Genomic DNA, 20570 nt, shown 5'->3' with positions numbered 1-20570 from the left:
CTTCATCGCGTCGTCCCCGCGCTGCTGCTTGCGGCAGGCTTGCCGCTGGCAGGATTGCGCACTTGCGCATCCATGAAGAATCGTTCCTTGTTGGTCGCCGGATCGCGCTGGATCACCCCCTGGAAATTCGCACCGGTGAGCAGCTTGCTGCCTTGCAGGGCATCGATCAGCGATGCGGCCTTGGCGCTTTGCCCCTGCATGCCGACGCGGCCACCGCTATCGACGGTGAAGCGCTCCAGCCAGGTATCGTCGGGAATGCGCGCGGTCAGGTCCTGCAGCACATCGACGATGGCGACCGAGTCGGTCTTGCGGCGCGCGAGGAATCCGGCCGCGCCGGCGCTGTCCTCCAGTTGCTTGCGCAACTCGGCGATCTTTTGCGCGTCGCCACGCATGTCGTCCACCTGCGTTTGCATGGTCGCCAGCGCATCCTGGCGATTGTGCAGCCATTGCCCCAGGCACAGCAGCAGCAGCAGCACGGCGCCAGCGATCAGGGCAAGGTTGAGCCGGCGGCGTGGATCGCGGTGCACGCGCGCCATCTCGGGCGGCAACAGGTTCACGCCCAGACGTGCGTTGTTATCGCACAGGTCCACCGCATCGATGGCGATACCGGCGAGGCGCAGGCGCTCGAGGTGCCCGTCCACCGCGCTGCGCGACACGGCGACCAGTTCGGCGGCCATGCGACCGGCCGGCGCGGGGCCCGGCAGTTCGCGCAAGTCGTAATACACCTGGTCGGGGCGGAAGGGGGTCTGCCGGTCCATCTCGAAAGCGCCGATCTGGCGCAGGTTGTCGCGTGCCGCTTCGGGCAGCAGCAAGCGCCGGCGCAATACGGCATCGGGCTGCAGGCACAAGGCGAGCCGCAGGTCTTGCGGATCCACGCCGGCCACTGCCGCGTTCAACAAGGCTTGCTGACCGGGTGCATCCAGTGCGTCGCTCCATGGTGCGATCGCTTCGGCTTGCGCACTGCGTCGTACATGCCACTGGCCATCTTGATGGCGCAGCAGGTACCAGACGTTGCCGCCGCTGAAGAAAGCTTGCCAGCGCACCGGCAGCAGGGCACGCAGTTCGCTTCCCCACCAGGCGAAGAAACCCGGCAACGGCGAGCCGCGCCAGGCGCGACGTGCGCGTTCGAGTTGCGGTCGCAATGTCTGCGTAGCGGAATTCACTCCCCATCTCCCTCTTGCCAGCGCAGCACCGCAAAAGCTTGCGAGCCGGGTCGATATCCTTGCAAGCGTACCGTGGCGCGCAATACCGCGCGCGTTCCATCGGCAAGCACGGCCTCTGAACGAATACTATGCGTGATGCCATTGTTGCCGACCAGCCCCAGCCCGCCCGTCACCGTGGCGCCGGCGGCAGCCGCCGGCCGCGCAGCGATGGCGGCTGCCGCCTGTTGCAGGTCCATGCCGGGCAGCGAAGCGAGCGCAAGCAGCGGTGCGGTATTCGGGTCCGGGCTGGCCCGACCGGACCAGATCGTGACATACGGCGCAACTTTTTCGTACAGCGCCGGATCGACGCCCAGCACCATCTGCAATTCCTCGACGCTGGCGAACGGGCCGTTGCGCGGTCCATAGTCGCGTCCGGCGGCGGCGTAGGCCGCGTTACGCTGCGAAACCTGCTGCGGCGTCATCGGAAAACTGCGCCAATCGACGATCGCCTGCGCGATGGCCGAGGCACGCGCGGGGTCCACGCCGACGTTGCGAAACAGATTGGTAAGCACGTCGGACGAGGCGGCATTGAGATCCACCTTGCCGCTTTCCGAGATGATCGATACGCCGACCCGGGCCTGGTCGAACGCAAAGGGGTAGACCCGTCCGTCGGCGATCCAGCGGTCGTTGATGTTCGGTGCCTGCAAGGCGTAGATCGCGCGCATCAGTCCCGCTTCGGCGGCATAGTGCGCGCGTGCCTGCTCAAACTGGTAACTGGCTTGCAAGCCTTCGGTATGGGCCAGCGTCGCGTAACCGCCAAGCAGGATGGCGAGCAAGGTGCACGCCCACATCACCAGCAGCAAGGCGACTCCGCGCTGCGCAGGCCGGCCGCGCATCATGGCCCCACCCCCGGACCATTCAGGCCGCGCAGCAGATTGCCCGGCCCCTGCATGGCTGCTGCGTTGACGCGCAGCGGCACGCTCAATTCCGGCCACTCGCGCCCGGAGTGCAGCGCCAGCTTGATGGTGACCAGGTTCGGCATGTTGCCGGTGGTCTTCCAGTCGCTTTGCCAATCCATCGGCTGACCCTGCTGGTTGACGCCGCGATAGCTGAAGCCACCGTCGACCACGCTGTCCACCAATACCTGCGGATCGCCCAGCGGCTTGGGTGCGCTGCCGTCGGGCGGCAGTTCGGCCAGGCTCGCCACCAGCTGCTTGCCGTGGTCGCCGCGTACCAGCTTCACCTCGATCAGCTGCGGTCCCATTCGGCCGAGGTAGCCGGGCAAGGGCGCGACGAAACGCATGCTATCGCTGTCGCCGACAAAGAAAATGCCGTTACCGTTGTCGTCATGCCCGATGGCCTGCGCCATCGCTTGCGCCAATTCGCGGCGAAGGAACATCTGCGCGGAGCGCACTTCGTCCAGTTGCTCGATCTTCACCTCGCCCGCCTGCACCGTATGCGTAGCCGAGCGCACACCGGAGTACACGCCGAGCAACAGCAGCGCCAGCAGCGCCAGCGCGGCGAGCACTTCCAGCAAGGTGAAGCCGGCCTGCTTCGGCATGGGATGCTTGCCTGCGCTGGTTCTCCCTGCAGTCCATCCACCCGGCGCGCTCCCGGGGGCGCAAGATCCGGTTGCTGCAAGCCACGATGGAGCAGCGCCGCGTTTCATGGTGCGTTGCTGCCGATGCGCAGCGTGCTGAAGTGCGCGGTGTGATCAAAGGGCGCCGTGCCCCACATCACATCGAGGTCAAGCTTGTACATCTGGAAAGCGTAGGGTGTCGCCGGCGCCGTGACGCCCGGCCCGACCCACGGCGTTACCTGCAGGCGCCAGCGGTAGCGATTGTCGAAATGACCCTCGCTGGTTCCGGTCTGGATCGGATCCAGGGTGAAACGGGTATCGAGCAGCGTGCGCGCCCACAATGCGGCCTGGGTATGTTCGGCGGCGTTCTGCGACAGACGGATCGAACCTCCGGCCACTTCCATCAATGCGGCGAAGGTAATGGCCAGCAGCAGGATCGCCGCGATCACTTCCAGCAGGCTGAAACCGCGCGCATGGCGAGCCGGCGTATTCATGAATGCTGGGCTGTATCGAAAATGCTGATCGCGCCGGTCAGCCATGACACATTGACGTGCCACTCGCGCTGGCCGCTGCGCAAGGTGATGCGCCCGCCGGTGGAACTGCCGTCGGGAAAGAAACGGATGCGCGCGATATCGCCGCCCGACTGGTCGCTGGCCGCGCTGGTGACCGACAGCTCCAGCCCCTTGGGCAAATGCACATCGCGCTGGTCGGCACCGCGGTAGAACTCGCCATGCATATCGACCTGGAAGATGCGCTGCTCGCCATGCACGATGGCCTGGGTGCGCGTGGCGCGCAACGCGGCGGCCAGCTCGCCGGCCGCCGCGTTGATGCGCGCGCTGGCCAGCCCGTGCGCTACCGAGATCGATACCGCGGCCGCGGCAACGCCGATCAAGATGATGACGGCGAGCATTTCCAGCAGCGTGAAGCCGCACTGCCGCAAAACGGAAAGCCGCACACGGGATACGTTGGCGACGGCACGCCGCGAGCCGGCGTCGTTGCCCGCAAAACGGGAATCGGCAAGCGGCAACCGGAAGACGGCGCCGCCACGCGACACCCCCTCCCTGTCTACCGTGGCCGATTCCCGGTATGTCACTGCCAGTTCCCCACGTCGGCGCTGTATCCATCGCCTCCCGGCCTGCCGTCCTGGCCATAGAAGATCAGGTCGTAGTTGCCATGCTCGCCGGGATATTTGTAGCCAAAGTCGTGGCCCCAGGGATCCTTCAGCTGCGAAGGCTTGACGTAGGGACCCTGCCAATTGCTGGCGTTGGCAGGCTTGGCGACCAGGTCCTGCAACTGCGCCGGCGGCGAGCCGTTATCCAGGGCGTAGGCATCGACGGCCTGGCTGAGCGTGGTCAGCTGTGCCTTGCCGGCGCCGTACTTGCCCTTGTCCACGCTGCTGCCGACCTGGCGCACCACGATGGCGCCGACGATGCCGATCAGCACGATCACCGCCAACATCTCCAGCAGGGTGAAACCGGCGCTGCGATGCGGATGGCGCAGCTGCCGGGTCCGTGGATATCTATACTGCATAGGCTGGTTTCTCCATGTTGAGGGCGTTGAATAAGGGCCACAGGATCGGACAACGCCGATCACTGGATGTTGCTGGTAAGACTGAGCAGCGGCAGCAGGATGGCCGCCATGATGATGGCCACGAAGACGGTCATGATGATGGTAAGCGCCGGCACCAGCGCCGCCAGCAGGCGATCGATCGAACGGCGGCTTTCCAGCTCGAAGGTATCGGCCACTTTCAGCAGCATGGTGTCCAGCTGCCCGGCCTCCTCGCCGACCTGCACCATCTGGATCGCCAGCCGCGGAAAACGCTGCGACTGTCCCAGCGCGAGGCTTAGGCCATTGCCGCCTTTGACCATCTCGGTGCCCTGGACCAGCGCCTGGTCCAGCGCGCGATTGGAGGTGACCATGCGCGCGATGCCCAATGCGGACAGCAGCGGCACGCCGTTTTTCACCAGGGTGCCGAGCGTGCGCGCCAGGCGTGCGGTTTCCACTTTCAGCACCAGCGGACCGACCAGGCGCAATGTCAGCAGGCGTTCGTGCCACGCCAGGCGCAGCGCGGGATCGCGCATGCGGGCGCGCCACACGAACACGCCGCCGATCACGAGCGCCAGGATCAGCCACCACCAATCCTGCAAGGTGGTGCCCAGCGCCAGCACGGCACGGGTAATCCACGGGATCGGCACCTGCATGTCCTGGAAGATCGGCACGAACTGCGGCACCACGTAGGTAAGCAGCAGCAGCAGCGAGCCGAGCACGCCGACCATCAGGAACGCCGGATAGATCAACGCATTGATGATGCTGCCGCGCAATTGCTGCGTGCGCTCGAGATAGTCGGCGAGGCGGCGCAAGGTGTCTTCCAGCGAGCCGCCGACTTCGCCGGCACGCACCAGCGCGATGTAGAGCTTGGGAAATACGCCGTGTTCTTCGTCCAGCGCCTGTGACAACGGCGTGCCGCCGCGGACGCGGTCACGCACGCGCTCGATCAGTTTTTTGGCGTGTTCGCCCTCGGGCAAGTCCATCAGGATGCCGAGCGCGCGATCCAGCGGCTGGCCGGCACCCAGCAGGGTCGCCAGCTGGTGCGTGAACTGCGCAAGCTGATCGCCGCTGAAGGGCCCTCGCTTGAACAGGCCGGCCAGCCCGCTGCCCGCATCGCCCGTGTCGGCGAGCTTGGCTTCCAGCGGCGTGTGCCCCTGGTCCTGCAGGCGCACGATCACTTCGTCGAGGCTGGCCGCCTCCATATGGCCCTGCACGATTTCGCCGGCGGCACTGACGGCGCGGTAGCGGAACTGGCTCATGGGAGAAACAGCTCTTGGCGTTCGCCTCCTCTCCCCTGCGGGGAGAGGATCGAGTGGAGCGGCCAATCTTGCGCAGGTCCAATACCGCAGCAGCTTCCGACGTAAAAGCGCGGCAAGCGCCGCCTCTTACCCCCGCTCTCTTTCCGGAGGGCAAGGGGAATAAGCGAGCCGGCCTCAGCCTTCCTGCGTAACACGCAACACCTCCTCGATGGTGGTGATGCCCGTGACCGCCTTGGCGATGCCATCTTCGTACATGGTGCGCATGCCTTCGGCGCGCGCCTGCCGTTCGATCTCGCCAGCGTCGGCGCGCTGCATCACCAGGCGGCGCAATGCGTCGCTCATTACCAGGAATTCCATGATCGCGCGACGGCCGCGGTAGCCAGTGGGATTGGACACGCTGGTGCCAGGCTTCCACAAGCGGATCGGCCGTTCGTCGGTGTATTTCTCCAGCTCGAATTGCTGCACGACTTCGGGCGGCGCCTCGTAGGGGATCGCGGTTTCCGGATCGAGCCGGCGCACCAGGCGCTGCGCGAGAATGCCGTTGACGGTGGAGCCCAGCAGGTAATCCTCCACCCCCATGTCGAGCATGCGGGTGACGCCGCCGGAAGCGCTGTTGGTATGCAGCGTGGACAACACCAGGTGACCGGTGAGCGCGGACTGGATCGCGATGCGGCAGGTTTCCAGGTCGCGCATTTCGCCGATCATGATCACGTCCGGATCCTGGCGCATGATCGAGCGCAGCGCATTGGCGAAGTCCAGCCCGATCTGTGGCTTGACCTGGATCTGGTTGATGCCTTCGAGCTGGTATTCGACCGGATCTTCGACCGTGATGATCTTCACGCCCGGCGTGTTGATCTTCGACAGCGCGGTGTACAGCGTGGTGGTCTTGCCCGAACCGGTGGGGCCGGTGACCAGCAGGATGCCGTGCGGGCGTTGCAGCACTTCCACGAATCGCGCGCGGAACTGCTCGGTGAAACCGAGCGAGGCGAAATCGAACACCACCGTTTCGCGATCGAGGATACGCATCACCACCGATTCGCCGAAGCTGGTCGGCACGGTGGACACGCGCAAGTCCAGCTCCTTGCCCTGCACGCGCAGCTGGATGCGTCCATCCTGCGGCAAGCGGCGCTCGGCAATATTGAGCTTGGCCATGATCTTGACGCGACTGATCACCGCGGCCGTGGAACTGGACGGCGGCGCTTCCACTTCATGCAACACGCCATCGATGCGATAGCGCACCTTCAAGCGATTCTCGAACGGCTCGATATGCACGTCGGATGCCCGCTGTTCCACCGCGCGCTGCAGGATCAGGTTGACCAGGCGGATCACCGGCGCCTCGGAAGCGAGGTCGCGCAGATGCTCCACGTCGTCTTCCTCGGCTGCGCTGCCATCGAGGTTTTCCACGATGGTGCCCATCGCGGAGCGGCCCTGGCCGTAATAGCGCTCGATCAGGTCATCGATTTCCGAACGCACGCCGATGCACATCGCTACCGGCTTGCCCGACGCCAGGCGCACCGCCTGCAGCGGATACGGGTCGGCCGGATCGGCGACCACCAGGGCCAGGCCATCGTCGCCCATGCGCACCGGCACCACGTGCTGCTGCTTGAGAAAGCGGATGGAAACATCCAGATCGGCCGGCGGCATGTCTGGCGCATCGCGCGACGCCAGCAAGGGCGCATCCAGCCGTTCGGCCCAGGCTTCGGCCAGATCGCGCTCGGAAACCAGGCCCAGTCGCGCAAGCAACGTCGTGAGGGTGCCTTCGGGGGTCTCCTCATGCAGACGCCTGGCGCGTGCCAGGTCGTTGTCTTTCAGGCGTCCGCGCGCGACCAGCAGCGCGCACACTGCCATTTCGTGGTCATCCGTGGCCCTTGCCGCCCCTACGGACGCCGGCTTTACGACTGCCGACATGTTGCACCCCGCTTGTCATCACCAATTGCTAACGATCTGCCGGCGTCCCCTCACGCCAGACAGAGCACCCATTCGTAACACATCCATAAAGCGACTGGCGAGTTTTGCCTGGCTGTTGCGTCTGCATGCTGATCAACCGTTCATGCTGCGACTGGGCGGCGATGCGCTTGAATGGGACAATGAAAGCTTTGAAGGGTTCGCCATGCAGCTTGTCGATATCGGGGCCAACCTCACCCACGAGTCATTCCGGCATGATTTCGACGCCGTGCTCGAACGCGCGCGCGCGCATGGGGTGGCGCACATGATCGTCACGGGTGCGTCACAAGACGGCAGCGAACACGCCCTCGAGCTCGCCCGCTCCCACCCCGGGCTGTTGCATGCCACCGCTGGCGTGCATCCCCACCATGCGATCGACTACCACGACGCGACCGACGCCCGCCTGCGCGAGCTGGCGCAATACCCGCAAGTGCGCGCCATCGGCGAAACTGGGCTGGACTATCATCGCAATTACTCGCCGCGCGATGTGCAACTGGCCGTATTCGAGCGCCAACTGCGGATCGCGGCGGAGATCGGCAAGCCGCTGTTCCTGCACCAGCGCGATGCGCACGAGGATTTCCTGGCCCTGCTCCAGCGTTATCGCTCGCGGGTGCCGGCGGCGGTGGTGCATTGCTTCACCGATACGCACGAAGCCTTGCGCGATTATCTCGCGCTGGATTGCCACATCGGCATTACCGGCTGGATCTGCGACGAGCGCCGCGGCACGCACTTGCGCCAATTCGTGCGCGAGATTCCGGCCGATCGCCTGATGATCGAAACGGATGCGCCTTATCTGCTGCCGCGCACCGTGCGGCCACAACCGAGCCATCGACGCAACGAACCGATGTACCTGCAGCACATCTGTGCGCAGATCGCGCGCGATCGTGGCGAGCCGGCAGAGGTGACGGCGGCGAACAGCACGACGACGGCAAGGGCGTTCTTCGGCCTGTGACGCTTGACGCCGTCAAGGCAACAATGTGCGCGTCTGGCCCGGCATCAATCCATCCAGCGCATGATCGCCGATCCGTACCCGTATCAAGCGCAAGGTCGGAAACCCGACCGCCGCCGTCATCCGGCGTACTTGCCGGTTGCGTCCTTCGCGCAAGGTGATCGTCAACCAGCTGGTCGGGATGCTTTTGCGAAAGCGCACCGGCGGATCGCGCGGCCACAGCCATGCCGGCTCTCCCGCGCGCTCGGCCTGGGCCGGTAGCGTCGGACCGTCGTTCAATGCCACACCGCGGCGCAGCGCCTGCACTGCCTCGTCGGACAATGCACCATCCACCTGCACCAGATAGGTTTTCGGCTGCTTATGCCTGGGATCGGTGAGGCGGTGCGCCAGTCCACCGTCATCGGTCAACAACAGCAGGCCTTCGCTGTCATGATCCAGGCGTCCGGCCGGATAGACGTCTTTTTGCCGGACGAAATCGGCCAGGGTCGGACGCCCGTCGTGGGTGGTGAACTGGCACAGCACGCCGAACGGCTTGTTCAACGCCATCAACATGGAACGGTCACGCCCGCGATTGTGGCCGGCAGTGTCGCAGGCTCAATGCGCCGTCGGGCTGGAAGCCGGCGTGGCAGGCGTGACCGGCGCCTTGTTTACGCCAACTTTCACGAAACGCAACGTCATGCGATCGGACTCGCCGATCGCCACGTACCTGGCACGATCCTGCTGGCCCAGGGCGAGTGTCGGTGGCAAGGTCCATACGCCCTTGGGGTAGTCCTTGGTGTCCTTGGGATTGGCGTTGATCTCGCTCTGCCCGTCCAGCTTGAAGCCGGCATCGGTGGCCAGCTTGATCACGTAGTCGGTTGGCAGGTAACCACTGCCCTTGTCCGCGTCGAGGGTGGCGCCCGACGCCGCGCGATGATCCACCACGCCCAAGGTGCCGCCGACCTTCAACACCGCATAAAACGCCTTGAACATCGCTTCGGCCGTGCCGGACATGGCCCAGTTATGCACGTTGCGGAAGGTCAGCACCATGTCCGCCGAACCGGGCCGCCCGAACGCCGGCGCCTTGGGATTGAACGTCTCGATGCTGGCCTTGCCGTACTGGGCCGGGTCGGCCTTGAACTTGGCGCGCAATGCATCGGCGTCCTGCTGGCTTTCGGCGTCGTTGCCGCCGGGCACCGCGGCGATGTAATGGCCGTTGTCACGCAGCAGCGGCGCGAGGATTTCGCTATACCAGCCACCGCCGGGCGTAATTTCGATCACCGTCTGGTCGGGCTGCAGGCCGAAGAACTGCAGCGTCGCCTTGGGATGACGGTAGGCGTCGCGCGCCTTGTCATAGGCCGAGCGCCAGGACCCGCCCAGCACCGCATCGAGCTGGCCCGAGGTGAAATCGCTGGCACTGGTGGGCGGCACCAGGTCGCCCGCGGGCTGGTCCTGCGCCGCCTGTTGTGCGTGGGCCATGCCAACCAACAGCAGCGCGGCGGACAATCCAAAGGCAAGCCTGAGCTTCATGACGATTCCTCGACAGTTTCCTGCGGCAGGGTGCCGGCAGCCGTGTGCAGCGAATGTAGACATTTTACGATTAGTTTACGACTGCAGCGCCAGCGACCGACAGCCCGTTCTTGACGACTTCGGATAGAAAAAGCGCTGCCCTCGTTTGACCCATTCCAGCGATCGAGCATGCAGCGCAGCGCCATCGAGTCAGAATGGCCTTGGGCAGACCGATTGCAGCCCGTCGATATGTTCGTGCAGGTCCGGCGCGATGCCCTGCCACATCGGATCGAGGATGAAATCGATGCCCTCGTAGCGCGCCAGCTTCGCCGCCGGGATGAAATCGGCATCGCCGGCGACCAGGATGATCTGGTCGACCTGCTTTTTATAAGCCAGTGCGGCGATATCGATGCCGATCTTCATGTCCACCTGGGTCTGGCGCATATCGGGCTCAAAATGTTCATCGCCCAATTCATCCCAGAACAGCGATTCGTCGCGCAATTGCTGGTAGGCCTGGTGCTTGAGCTTCCACTCGCCGCGGTCGGACAGGCGGCCCAGCCGCAACGCCATCTTGCGCTGGCGGCGCAGTTGGTCGTGCAGGTCGCGACGGAAGGCGGCCGCGCCGGTGCGGCCGAAATCGATGCTCTCGCCGCTGATCGGCTTCACCAGTACTTTCTCCAGCGGCGGGCAGTCGTAGAAAAAGATCCGGTAAAGCGCCTCGCGTGGACGGTCCAGGGCCTTCAGATGCTCCAGCGCCATGCCGAATACGGTCTTGGCCACGGTACGGGCATCATTGACGTCGCGATCGCCCCACACCTTGCGGTAGCGGGCAAGAAAGAAGGCACCGTCGACGAGAATGGCGGTATTGGGCATAGGAAATCCTTATGTGCGTGTCATCAACAGAATGGAATGCCGATCGATAGTGTTCGGCGCCGGCAGTTTACGCCATGGGCTGCATGCGTCGTAATCCGTGCGACGCCATAGCGAAGGTCTTTCTTCCCCTACATGGGCCATCGCTAAAGTCGCGGCACGCTGCCCGGGGATGGCGCCTGAAACGCTGGATGGCGGGATGGCCCTTCGAGTGATGGCCTGTGCGGTGCCGGCAGCCAAGCCAACGGCGTGCGCAAGTTGGCATGCTGGCCGCCGGCCGGATTAACCCGACAAGCCGCTTTGCACCTGACGATCGCGCTCGGCGCAGCGCAGCCTTCAATGCCCAAGCGCAACGCGCGCAGCCGTCTCGTCGCGATGCGGCTGTGGCATCTGCCGGCAGTAGGCGTCCGCTTCCTCGTGCAGCCAGGCGCGGAAAGCGTGCATGCCGCGGTGATCTTCCGAACGCGGCGGATAGACCAGCCAATACGCATCCGTCGCGGCGAGATAGCGGTCGCCGAGCACCACCAGGCGTCCCGCGTCGATCAGCGCCTTGGACATGACCATGCGCCCCATCGCCACGCCAAGGCCTTCGAGCGCGGCGTGGCGATGCGCTTCCAGGCTGTCGAAATTCGCCACGAAGCGGCGCGGCAATTCACCGCCGTACTGCGCGAACCATTCGCGCCAGCGATTGGCATTGGGATCGCCCAGCAGCGGCCATTGCGACAAGTCGTGCGGATCGGCGTCCGGCATTTTCGCGATCAGTTCGGGCGTGGCGACGGGTGCGATCCATTCGCCGAACAGCTTTTCGCTGCGTAGCCCGTCCCACTCTCCGCGCCCGTAGCGCAAGGCCGCATCCACCGCCTCACGCTCGAAATTGACCAGCGCGGAACTGGATTGCAGGTTCAATTCCAGCTCCGGATGGGCTGCCATCAAACGCGGCAGCCGCGGCACCAGCCAACTGGACATGATGCCGGGACTGGCGCTGAGCGTAAGCGCTTCATGGCGTCGCTCGCGATAACGCATCCATGCATGCTCGATACCGTCGAAATGTTCGCCGACCGCTTCAAGCAAACTGCAGCCCTCCACCGTCAGGCTGACGCCGCGCGGACCGCGCTCGAACAGCCGCCGTTCCAGCCGCTCTTCCAGCTGGCGCATCTGGTGGCTCAAGGCGCTGACGGTGAGATTCGCCTGGCCGGCGGCGCGGGAGAGATTGCCCAACCGCGCTACCTGCACGAATTGCTGCAAAAGACTGAGCGGCACCCGACTCATCTTGAATATCCCTCAATTCTGGCTTGCGAATATATCGCTTTTTCCTGTCAGGGCACGCCATTACCTTGCGCATACCCAAGCCACGCGACGAGGATTCGCCATGCGCTCGCCATGGATCGACCTGCTGTTCCTGCACGGCCACGCCACCCCGGCCACGCTGGCGTGGCGACCGGACGCGCCCACCTGCGCTTGCGAGCCGCCGCAGATCGATGTCGATGTGGCGGAGTTGCCACTGTGAGGCGGCACGCCACGCGAGACCGTCCGGTGCGCTTGATTACGGCGCACCCACACCCACCTCGGGAAGATTGTCCGTCGATGTTCGACGCTATCGTCCAACCTGCCCGAGGAACTTCCTATGCAATTGCGCCAACTGGGCCGCTCCGGTCTTTCCATCGCACCGCTCGCCTTCGGCGGCAACGTGTTCGGCTGGAGCGTGGATGAGCAACGCTCGTTCGAGCTGCTCGATGCCTTCGTCGATGCCGGCTTCAACCTGATCGATACCGCGGACGTCTATTCGGCGTGGGTGCCGGGCAATCGCGGCGGCGAATCGGAAACCATCATCGGCAAATGGCTCAAGCGCAGCGGCAAGCGCGACCGGGTGCTGATCGCCACCAAGGTGGCAAAGTGGACCGAACACCGCGGCCTGTCGCCGTTGAATATCCGCCAGGCGGCGGAAAGTTCGCTCAAGCGCCTGCAGACCGATCGCATCGACCTGTACCAGGCGCACGAAGACGACGCGAGCGTGCCGCTGAGCGAGACGCTCGGAGCCTTCGGGACGCTGATCGAGCAAGGCAAGGTACGCGCGATCGGCGCCTCCAACTACGGCGCCGATCGTTTCGCCGAGGCACTGCAGGCATCGCGGGAACATAATCTGCCGCGCTACGAAAGCCTGCAGCCGGAATACAACCTGGTCAGCCGCCGCGGTTACGAACAGGAACTGGAGCCGCTGGTACGCAAGGAGCATATCGGCGTCATCAATTACTACGCGCTCGCCAGCGGTTTCCTCAGCGGCAAATACCGCAGCGATGCAGATCTCGCCAAGAGCAGCGCGCGCGGCGGCGCAGTGAAGAAATATCTGCATCCGCAGGGCCTGAAAGTGCTCGCCGCGCTGGATGAAATCGCCGCCGCTCACCAGGCGACTCCGCCGCAGGTCGCGCTGGCTTGGCTGATCGCCCGCCCCGGTATCACCGCGCCGATCGCCAGCGCCACCAGCGTGGAACAGCTGCATGAATTGCTCGGCGCAACCAAGCTGTCACTGCAGCCGGATGAGATGACCGCGCTGGATGATGCCAGCGCAGGCTTGTAACTGATAAGTCCCGCGCGTCGATCCAGGGCCGAGCGGGCTCGGCCCTGGCCGCATCACTGATCCATCTCGTCCGGTGCCTGCACCGTGTACCCGCGGGCCTTCAATTGCGGCAGCAAGCCGTCCGGCGCTAGCACCTGGTCCATCGGCAATACTGCAAAAGTCTGCGTATTGCGCGCCAAGGCCGCCTGCGCCGCAGCCAGCCACGCCGCCCCGATGCGCCCGGGCAGGTCATGCAGCCCCAACTGCTGCGCAAAATCCGCGTTGACCACCGCGATCACGCAGGATTCATGCCGATTGCCGAGCGCGAAGCGACGCAGCGCCTGGATATCGCCGGTCGACCATGCGTTTGCGCGTTCGGCCAACGCGCCCATGTCGTTCTGCACGGTATCCAGCGTCTGGTTGAAGCAGCTTATGTCATGCAGGTTGGTCTGCTTGATGGTATCCAGCGCGTCGCGTGGATGCTCGATCACCCATTGATACTTGACCGGCACGCGCTTCACGCCGTGGCGGCCGGCCATCCTGAGCACCGCCTTGTTGACGTCGCTGGCGTTGGTGAGGCCCGCCTTGGCCAGCGCCTTCTGGTAGAGCTTCAACGCGACCAGGATCGGCCGCCAGTACTCGATGCCGCGATCATCGCCGAAATATTGCCGCTTGAGCACTTCCCAGCGCGCGTACATCGGCGGCGGCAGAATCTGTTGCAGGCTGGCGCCATCGGGATTCTTGCGCGCGCCGTACACGGAAGGCAGCAGCGCAAGCTTGCTGAAGAATCCGGCATCCACTTTCAATTCGGCAGTGGGCTGTTCCAGCAATTCCTGCGATTGCGCAACCGCCTGCTCTACTTCCGACGATCGCCACTCCATATGCCTGGGCAGCGGCGAAAGCGTGCCAAGCACCCACATCACGTGATCGCCCTTGCTCACCTTCCACAACCCCGGCCCAGGCTGCACGCCGGTCACCGTGACTGCCGACAGCAAAGGCGCGTCGACGCTCGCCACAGAAGACGCAGTGCCAGCTGCCGCAGGCGCCGATTGCGGCCACGCGGGCAACGCGAGAAAGGCACCCAGCCACCCAATGATCACGAAAATGCGCACGTATCGTTCTCCCGCATCGCAGGCAGGCGTCGATCGCCTGCCCGCGGATTCTAACGATATCCAAGGATGCGCCTGTCCTGGATGCTCCGATCAAGTGCCGCGCATCACCGTGGCTGTCGGCTCGCGGGCGCAGGCCGTCGGCGCAGGCGGGGATGTATGCGGATGCACCCGGCTTTGAGAGGCGAGGAAGAAAGGTCGGCAGCGCCGATCTGCGCTGCCAGGCGCGGAAAATATTCGTCAACGAAAGCCAGCCACGATCGCCAAGCCAACGATATGCCTCATTCACAACGCTTTCGTGGCTTTACCTGACAAAGCTGATCAGATCGGCGTTGAGCTGGTCTTTGTGAGTGATGAATAGACCGTGCGGGGCGCCATCGTATTCTCTAAAAGCGGCGCCCTGGACCATTTTCGCGGTCAGCCGGCCCGAGGCCTCGCTGGGTACGATCTTGTCGTCGGTACCGTGGATAACCAGCGTCGGAACCTGGATGCTGGAGAGATCTTTGCGAAAGTCCGTCATTCCAAATGCATCCACGCAATCGAGCGTTGCTTTCAGCGAAGCGGGTAGCGCCAGGAATTGCTGCCACTCCAAGGTAGCCTGGCTTACCGGGTGATGGATGGCGCTTACACCGAAGAACTTTTTGCCAAAGTCCTGGAGAAAGGCGGGGCGATCCTTGCAAATGTTGGCTTTCATGTCATCGAAGACATCTTTGTCCACGCCTTCCGGGTTCTCTTTGCTTTTAAGCAAGCAGGGCGTCACCGCGCTGACGAAGGCAACCTGGCTGACCCGGTTGCCATGATGACGGGCCATATAGCGCGCAACTTCGCCGCCGCCCATGGAAAACCCCACCAAGGTGACATCCTGAAGGTCGAGATGATCCAGCAATGCCTTGAGATCGTCCGCGAAGGTGTCGTAGTGATAGCCAGTCCATGGCTTGGACGAGCGTCCGAAACCACGCCGGTCGTAGCTGATGACGCGACATCCCGCTGAGGCAAGTGCAAAGATCTGGTGCTCCCACATGGCCTGGGAAACCGGCCACCCATGGATGAGCACCACCGGGCGGCCATGCCCCACGTCTTCGAAATACAGCTTGACTGATTGACCGTCAGATTCTTTACCGACTTCACACATTTTCATAAAAAGGAGCCCTGGAACAGCGTAGTACTCAATACGTCTTTGCGCAGCAATAGCACGTGAATCCAGTGCCAAGGTCGCGCGAAGAATCGCTGTCGAAACGAGTAGCGAGTTCGGATAACACGTTTTTATTCCAGCACCTTCGCAATCGTTTGACGGGAAGCACGCAATTCTGGGAATGCTCTCTCTTACCTCTCATGAAACGCCCGGCAGAAGCACGCCGCTTAGCTCGACGGCGTGTGTTGTCGCTCAATAGCCTTGCCGATCCACCTTGGAGTTCGAGATGGGAAGCACGTCCATTCGCATCTATACGACCTATGAACCCCATATGGCGGCACCGCAACCCGAAGAGTTCGAGCTGGCCGGCGAACTGAACGAGGTACTCCTCAGCATTTCACGGAAGACTTGGGAAGATGATCATCAGCCGCTGCGCAGCGTGCACGCCAAAAGCCATGGCATCCTGAGCGCCAAGCTTGAAGTACTGCCCAACCTTGCGCCTGAACTGGCGCAGGGATTGTTCGCGGTGCCTGCGACTTACGAGGTGGTCGCCAGATTATCCACATCACCCGGCGACCTGCTTTCGGACCGGGTCTCCACGCCGCGGGGCATGGCAATCAAAGTATTGGATGTACCGGGGGAACGCCTTGAAGGCAGTGAAGACCGCAGCTGCCAGGATTTCATCCTGGTGGACGGCCCCCAGTTTCATACGCCCAACGCCAGAACCTTTTTACGCAGCCTGAAACTGCTGGCGTCCACGACCGATCGCGCACCGCGCACCAAGCAGGCGCTCTCAACCGTTTTGCGAGGCGCGGAACGGGCGATCGAGGCCCTCGATGGCGAAAGCGCAACGATAAAAAGCCTGGGTGGACACCCGGCTACCCATATCTTGGGGGAGACGTTCTTTACGCAGCTGCCGATCCGTTATGGCGACTATGTGGCGAAGTTGCAGTTGGTACCGGTGAACCAGCCGTTGAGCGCGCTCAAGGATGAACCCATCGATCTCGGCAACCCCGATGCGTTGCGTGAAGCCGTCAATCGTTACTTTGCCCAGAACACTGCGATATGGGAGCTTCGCGTTCAATTGTCTACGAACCTGAAAGACATGCCCATCGAAGATGCGTCGGTGCCATGGGATGAAAGCCAAAGTCCGTTCCGCACCGTGGCGAGGCTGATTGCGCCACGCCAGGTCGGCTGGAGCGCCGAAAAAGCCAAGTGGGTGGACGATGGCATGGGATTCAGTCCATGGCAGGGCATTGAAGAGCATCGGCCGCTGGGCGACTTGATGCGTTTACGCAAGTCCGCCTATGCCGCCTCGCAACGCTTTCGTTCTGAAAAAGCCGGCTGTCCCCTGCATGACCGCCGTCTTTCCGAAGCCGGTGAAACGCAACACCTCGATGATGGCCTGTAAGCCGTATCAAGAGAGAGATATCGCAGTCATTGCCGAAGATTGCGCCCAAGCCTCAAGCCATGCCTGTCAGCAATAGCCTGTAGCAGGCGACTCGCGGTGCCGGACGCAGATTGCGGTGACATGGGCGGCCACGGGTTCCCTGGATTTGATCCAGGGAACCCGTGGCCGGTACGGATCGGACCTTCATCACCGACGGCCTGGCATCCAGACCGCCAGGCTCCGCGTTTTGTCGCGCCGCCTTGCATATTTACAAGGTTGCCAATGCCTCGTTGAACGTCCGGCTCGGCCGCATTGCTTCGCTTACCCGCTTGATATCCGGATGGTAGTAACCGTGGATATCGTTCGGCTTGCCCTGCGCGCCGTTGAGCTCGCCGACGATCTTCGCTTCGTTTTCGGTAAGGGTTTTGGCCAGCGGCGCAAACTTCGCTTTCAAGGCCGCATCGTCGTCCTGCCCGGCCAGGGCCTGCGCCCAGTACAGCGCCAGGTAGAAATGGCTGCCGCGGTTATCCAATTCGCCGACCTTGCGGGCGGGTGACTTGTTGTTGTCGAGGAACTTGCCGTTGGCCTGATCCAGCGTCTTCGCCAATACGCGCGCGGCGGCGTTGTCGTAGCGATTGGCGAGGTGCTCGAGCGAGGCGGCCAGCGCGAGGAATTCGCCCAGCGAATCCCAGCGCAGGCAATTCTCTTCCAGGAACTGCTGCACGTGCTTGGGCGCCGAACCGCCCGCCCCGGTCTCGAACAAGCCGCCGCCGGCCATCAGCGGCACGATGGACAGCATCTTGGCACTGGTGCCCAGTTCCATGATCGGGAACAGGTCGGTCAGGTAGTCGCGCAGTACGTTGCCGGTGACCGAAATGGTGTCCTGGCCCTTGCGGATGCGCTCCAGCGAAAACTTCGTCGCCTCGACCGGCGAGAGTGTGCGGATATCCAGGCCGTTGAGGTCATGGTCTTTGAGGTAACGCTCGACCTTGGCGATGATCTGCGCATCGTGCGCACGATGCTTGTCCAGCCAGAACACCGCCGGCGTGTTGCTGAGGCGCGCGCGGGTCACGGCCAGCTTCACCCAATCCTGGATCGGGGCGTCCTTGGTCTGACACATGCGCCAGATGTCGCCCGCCGCCACGTTCTGCTCCAGCAAGACCTTGCCGTTGGCATCGATGACGCGCACCACGCCGTCGGCTTCGATATGGAAGGTCTTGTCGTGCGAGCCATATTCTTCGGCCGCCTGCGCCATCAGGCCGACATTGGGCACGCTGCCCATGGTGGCCGGATCGAAGGCGCCATGCGCCTTGCAGTCCTCGATCACCGCCTGGTAGACGCCGGCATAGCTGCGATCCGGGATCACTGCCTTGGTATCCTGCAGCTGGCCCTGGGCATTCCACATCTTGCCGGAGTCGCGAATCATCGCCGGCATCGAAGCGTCGATGATCACGTCGCTGGGCACATGCAGATTGGTGATGCCCTTGTCGGAGTTGACCATCGCCAGCGCCGGCCGCCTGGCGTATTCGGCTTCGATATCCGCCTTGATTTGCGCCTGCTGCTCGGCCGGCAGCGAACCGATGCGCGCGTACAGGTCGCCGATGCCGTTGTTCGGATTGAAGCCGATCCGCTTGAGCGTGTCGGCGTGCTTGGCCAGCACATCCTTGTAGAACTCGTTGACCACATCGCCGAACATGATCGGATCGGACACCTTCATCATGGTGGCCTTCAGATGCAGCGAGAACAGCACGCCCTGCCGCCTGGCGTCCTCGATCTGCTTGTCGACGAAACTTGCCAGGGCTTGCTTGCTCATCACGGCCGCGTCGATGATCTCGCCGGCGGTGAGGTTGGTTTTTTCCTTCAGCACCTTGCTGGCGCCGTCCTTGCCGGACCACTCGATCCTGGCGACGGTCGGCTGCTCGACCACGGCGGACTTTTCGCTGCCGTAGAAATCACCGCCATCCATGTGCGCCACATGTGTCTTCGAATCCGCGCTCCAGGCACCCATCTTGTGCGGATGCTTGCGCGCGTAGCTCTTGACCGACGGCGGTGCGCGGCGATCGGAATTGCCCTCGCGCAACACCGGATTGACCGCACTGCCCTTGACCTTGTCGTAGCGCGCGCGGACGTTCCAGTCGCTGACGTCCCTGGGCTCTTCCGGATAGTCCGGCAAGGCGTAGCCCTGCCCCTGCAGCTCCTTGATGGCGGCTTTCAGCTGCGGCATGGATGCACTGATGTTCGGCAACTTGACGATGTTGGCATCCGGCGTGGTCGCCAGCTCGCCCAGCTCGGTGAGATCGTCGGAGATCTTCTGGCCATCCTTCAGGGTGTCCGCGAACTGCGCCAGGATGCGGCCCGCCAGCGAGATATCGCGCGTCTCCACCTTGATGCCCGCGGTGCGGGTGTAGGCATCGATGATCGGCAGCAGGGACTGCGTGGCGAGGTAGGGCGCTTCGTCCGTTAGCGTATAGATGATCGTCGGCGTCTGGGGCATGGTCTTCAGTAACCTCTCTGGCAACGGCGTGATTCATAAGGGGAAACGCCGCAAAGCCAGGAAGCCGGACTCACGCGACGCGCCTTACGCTACTGGCGGCGGATCGTCCAAAATCAACCGTTGCGATGGCGACGGGATCCAGGGAACTCCTTATTGTCGCGGTTTATGGGGATGGGGGAAAGCGTGCGTGGCGCTCCCAAAGCCGGCCTGCCATGAAACGTCCATCGCAGCATGCGCTCGATGTGCCTTTTCCCAAGAGGCATCCATCACTCATGCCGATGCATGGTCATGGACAAGGTGACCGGGCTCACAACAGCGCACAAGCACCACGGTATCGGCTGAATCGACGAATCAACCCAGCTACCATTCGGAACTTCCATGCCCGCCACGGAGAGCCGCATGAACGGATTGAGCCAACGCATCGTCGACTACATCGCCGAACTGATGCCGCTGTATACGTTCCAGTTTGCCGATGGCCATGACTGTGCACTGTCGCTGATCGACGGCACGCTCTACATGCCGGTCGATGAATCCGGCGGCGGACGCGAAGAAGGCTGGGTGGCCGTGTTGTGGCAGGGTGATGCGCAACGTCGCTCGGAAGTACCAGGACCGCTACTTGCTTATCAAGCCGCATTGCGTTGCGCCGAGCTGCATGGCATCGGGCGCTTGCCCGCGGAAGTGGCCGCACACCGGCACATCTTGCTGTCGCGGCTGCGCGACATCTGCGGCGACCTGCTGCACATGGAAATGGTCACGCGCTACTAGCAACCCGCATGACTAGCAACCCGCATGCCGCAGCCATGTCGCGCGCATGATATGCGCGCTCGTTCACCTATTTGGATCTCATAGGGGCGCTCCACGCCCTCTCCGATGGCGCGCCGTTATCGAAGCGCCAATCAAGCGTAACGGCGAAATGAAGCATGCCCATGCATGCTTCCGTCGCCGTCCAGCCCTCAGATAGGCGACACGCGATCGCATTTGTATGCACACACACGTGTGTGTGCTTCAAGCTCGCAAGCGGTACGCGGAGCATTAGCTTTCGCGCAACTGACATGCCGACAGCGAACAGGTTCGACCATTTCCTGCCAAAGCTTATTTGCAAAGCCTTTGCC

Annotated in this window: 20 protein-coding genes; 5 read left to right on the top strand and 15 right to left on the bottom strand. The window is 63.4% G+C overall.

Annotation, left to right across the window (positions count from 1 at the left end; genetic code table 11):
- Positions 1 to 2 precede the first annotated feature (2 nt).
- The 8 genes from ISP15_RS05675 to gspE all read right to left on the bottom strand — a co-directional run bounded on the left by ISP15_RS05675 (position 3) and on the right by gspE (position 7436).
- Positions 3 to 1163 carry a PilN domain-containing protein gene (locus ISP15_RS05675; RefSeq protein ID WP_404545976.1) on the bottom strand — a complete coding sequence of 387 codons (1161 nt, stop codon included), beginning with the start codon at positions 1161 to 1163 and terminating at the stop codon, positions 3 to 5.
- Positions 1160 to 2041 carry a type II secretion system minor pseudopilin gene (locus ISP15_RS05670; RefSeq protein ID WP_404545974.1) on the bottom strand — a complete coding sequence of 294 codons (882 nt, stop codon included), beginning with the start codon at positions 2039 to 2041 and terminating at the stop codon, positions 1160 to 1162. Before ISP15_RS05670 ends, ISP15_RS05675 begins: the two co-directional genes overlap by 4 nt.
- Positions 2038 to 2703 (bottom strand): prepilin-type N-terminal cleavage/methylation domain-containing protein, encoded by a 666-nt coding sequence (locus ISP15_RS05665; RefSeq protein ID WP_404545972.1) that lies wholly within the window; start codon positions 2701 to 2703, stop codon positions 2038 to 2040. The genes ISP15_RS05670 and ISP15_RS05665 overlap by 4 nt, the downstream gene beginning before the upstream one ends.
- A gap of 104 nt (positions 2704 to 2807) precedes the next feature.
- On the bottom strand, positions 2808 to 3215 hold the full coding sequence (locus ISP15_RS05660; RefSeq protein ID WP_404545971.1) for a type IV pilus modification PilV family protein: 408 nt from the start codon (positions 3213 to 3215) through the stop codon (positions 2808 to 2810).
- Positions 3212 to 3814, bottom strand: coding sequence for a GspH/FimT family pseudopilin (locus tag ISP15_RS05655; protein WP_404545970.1), 603 nt, complete (start codon positions 3812 to 3814; stop codon positions 3212 to 3214). The genes ISP15_RS05660 and ISP15_RS05655 overlap by 4 nt, the downstream gene beginning before the upstream one ends.
- Positions 3811 to 4251 carry a type II secretion system major pseudopilin GspG gene (gspG, locus tag ISP15_RS05650; protein ID WP_404545968.1) on the bottom strand — a complete coding sequence of 147 codons (441 nt, stop codon included), beginning with the start codon at positions 4249 to 4251 and terminating at the stop codon, positions 3811 to 3813. The genes ISP15_RS05655 and gspG overlap by 4 nt, the downstream gene beginning before the upstream one ends.
- 59 nt (positions 4252 to 4310) lie before the next feature.
- Positions 4311 to 5528 (bottom strand): type II secretion system inner membrane protein GspF, encoded by a 1218-nt coding sequence (gspF, locus tag ISP15_RS05645; protein WP_404545967.1) that lies wholly within the window; start codon positions 5526 to 5528, stop codon positions 4311 to 4313.
- 174 nt (positions 5529 to 5702) lie between these two features.
- Positions 5703 to 7436: a type II secretion system ATPase GspE gene (gspE, locus tag ISP15_RS05640; RefSeq protein WP_404545965.1), complete on the bottom strand. Its 1734-nt coding sequence runs from the start codon at positions 7434 to 7436 to the stop codon at positions 5703 to 5705.
- Positions 7437 to 7638: 202 nt separating this feature from the next.
- On the opposite strand from gspE, the gene ISP15_RS05635 reads away from it, so the two are divergent.
- Positions 7639 to 8424 (top strand): TatD family hydrolase, encoded by a 786-nt coding sequence (locus ISP15_RS05635; RefSeq protein WP_404545962.1) that lies wholly within the window; start codon positions 7639 to 7641, stop codon positions 8422 to 8424.
- Between the two features lie 12 nt (positions 8425 to 8436).
- Here ISP15_RS05635 and ISP15_RS05630 read toward each other — a convergent pair whose 3' ends face one another.
- The 4 genes from ISP15_RS05630 to ISP15_RS05615 all read right to left on the bottom strand — a co-directional run bounded on the left by ISP15_RS05630 (position 8437) and on the right by ISP15_RS05615 (position 12048).
- Complete coding sequence (locus ISP15_RS05630) at positions 8437 to 8973, bottom strand: pseudouridine synthase (RefSeq protein WP_404545961.1); 537 nt, start codon at positions 8971 to 8973, stop codon at positions 8437 to 8439.
- A 42-nt stretch (positions 8974 to 9015) separates the two neighbouring features.
- The gene (locus tag ISP15_RS05625; RefSeq protein ID WP_404545959.1) at positions 9016 to 9930 is read right to left on the bottom strand and encodes a class I SAM-dependent methyltransferase; all 915 of its coding nucleotides are present in this window, start codon (positions 9928 to 9930) and stop codon (positions 9016 to 9018) included.
- A 189-nt stretch (positions 9931 to 10119) separates the two neighbouring features.
- The gene (locus ISP15_RS05620; protein ID WP_404545957.1) at positions 10120 to 10782 is read right to left on the bottom strand and encodes an NYN domain-containing protein; all 663 of its coding nucleotides are present in this window, start codon (positions 10780 to 10782) and stop codon (positions 10120 to 10122) included.
- A 333-nt stretch (positions 10783 to 11115) separates the two neighbouring features.
- A complete protein-coding gene (locus tag ISP15_RS05615) occupies positions 11116 to 12048 on the bottom strand; it encodes a LysR substrate-binding domain-containing protein (RefSeq protein WP_404545954.1) in 933 nt (310 codons plus the stop codon).
- Between the two features lie 100 nt (positions 12049 to 12148).
- On the opposite strand from ISP15_RS05615, the gene ISP15_RS05610 reads away from it, so the two are divergent.
- Both ISP15_RS05610 and ISP15_RS05605 read left to right on the top strand, forming a co-directional pair.
- Positions 12149 to 12286, top strand: coding sequence for a hypothetical protein (locus ISP15_RS05610; protein ID WP_404545951.1), 138 nt, complete (start codon positions 12149 to 12151; stop codon positions 12284 to 12286).
- A gap of 117 nt (positions 12287 to 12403) precedes the next feature.
- Positions 12404 to 13354: an aldo/keto reductase gene (locus ISP15_RS05605; RefSeq protein WP_404545949.1), complete on the top strand. Its 951-nt coding sequence runs from the start codon at positions 12404 to 12406 to the stop codon at positions 13352 to 13354.
- 53 nt (positions 13355 to 13407) lie between these two features.
- Here ISP15_RS05605 and ISP15_RS05600 read toward each other — a convergent pair whose 3' ends face one another.
- Both ISP15_RS05600 and ISP15_RS05595 read right to left on the bottom strand, forming a co-directional pair.
- Entirely contained in the window at positions 13408 to 14445 is a 1038-nt protein-coding gene (locus tag ISP15_RS05600; RefSeq protein ID WP_404545947.1) for a TraB/GumN family protein, read from the bottom strand.
- A 301-nt stretch (positions 14446 to 14746) separates the two neighbouring features.
- The gene (locus ISP15_RS05595) at positions 14747 to 15580 is read right to left on the bottom strand and encodes an alpha/beta fold hydrolase (RefSeq protein WP_404545945.1); all 834 of its coding nucleotides are present in this window, start codon (positions 15578 to 15580) and stop codon (positions 14747 to 14749) included.
- 280 nt (positions 15581 to 15860) lie between these two features.
- Between ISP15_RS05595 and ISP15_RS05590 the strand changes: the two genes are divergently transcribed.
- Positions 15861 to 16985 (top strand): catalase family protein, encoded by a 1125-nt coding sequence (locus ISP15_RS05590; RefSeq protein WP_404545943.1) that lies wholly within the window; start codon positions 15861 to 15863, stop codon positions 16983 to 16985.
- 247 nt (positions 16986 to 17232) lie between these two features.
- Here the strand turns inward: ISP15_RS05590 and ISP15_RS05585 are convergent, their stop codons facing one another.
- A complete protein-coding gene (locus ISP15_RS05585) occupies positions 17233 to 19458 on the bottom strand; it encodes an NADP-dependent isocitrate dehydrogenase (RefSeq protein ID WP_404545941.1) in 2226 nt (741 codons plus the stop codon).
- 399 nt (positions 19459 to 19857) lie between these two features.
- Here ISP15_RS05585 and ISP15_RS05580 point away from each other — a divergent pair, with 399 nt between their 5' ends.
- Positions 19858 to 20223, top strand: a complete 366-nt coding sequence (locus tag ISP15_RS05580; RefSeq protein WP_404545939.1) for a hypothetical protein — start codon at positions 19858 to 19860, stop codon at positions 20221 to 20223.
- Positions 20224 to 20570 lie beyond the last annotated feature (347 nt).

This window comes from Dyella jejuensis, assembly GCF_044904675.1.
In the GTDB taxonomy this organism is placed as follows: domain Bacteria; phylum Pseudomonadota; class Gammaproteobacteria; order Xanthomonadales; family Rhodanobacteraceae; genus Dyella_B; species Dyella_B jejuensis.
Note: the sequence above shows the minus strand (reverse complement) of the source record. Positions and strands in the feature narration are given on the sequence as shown.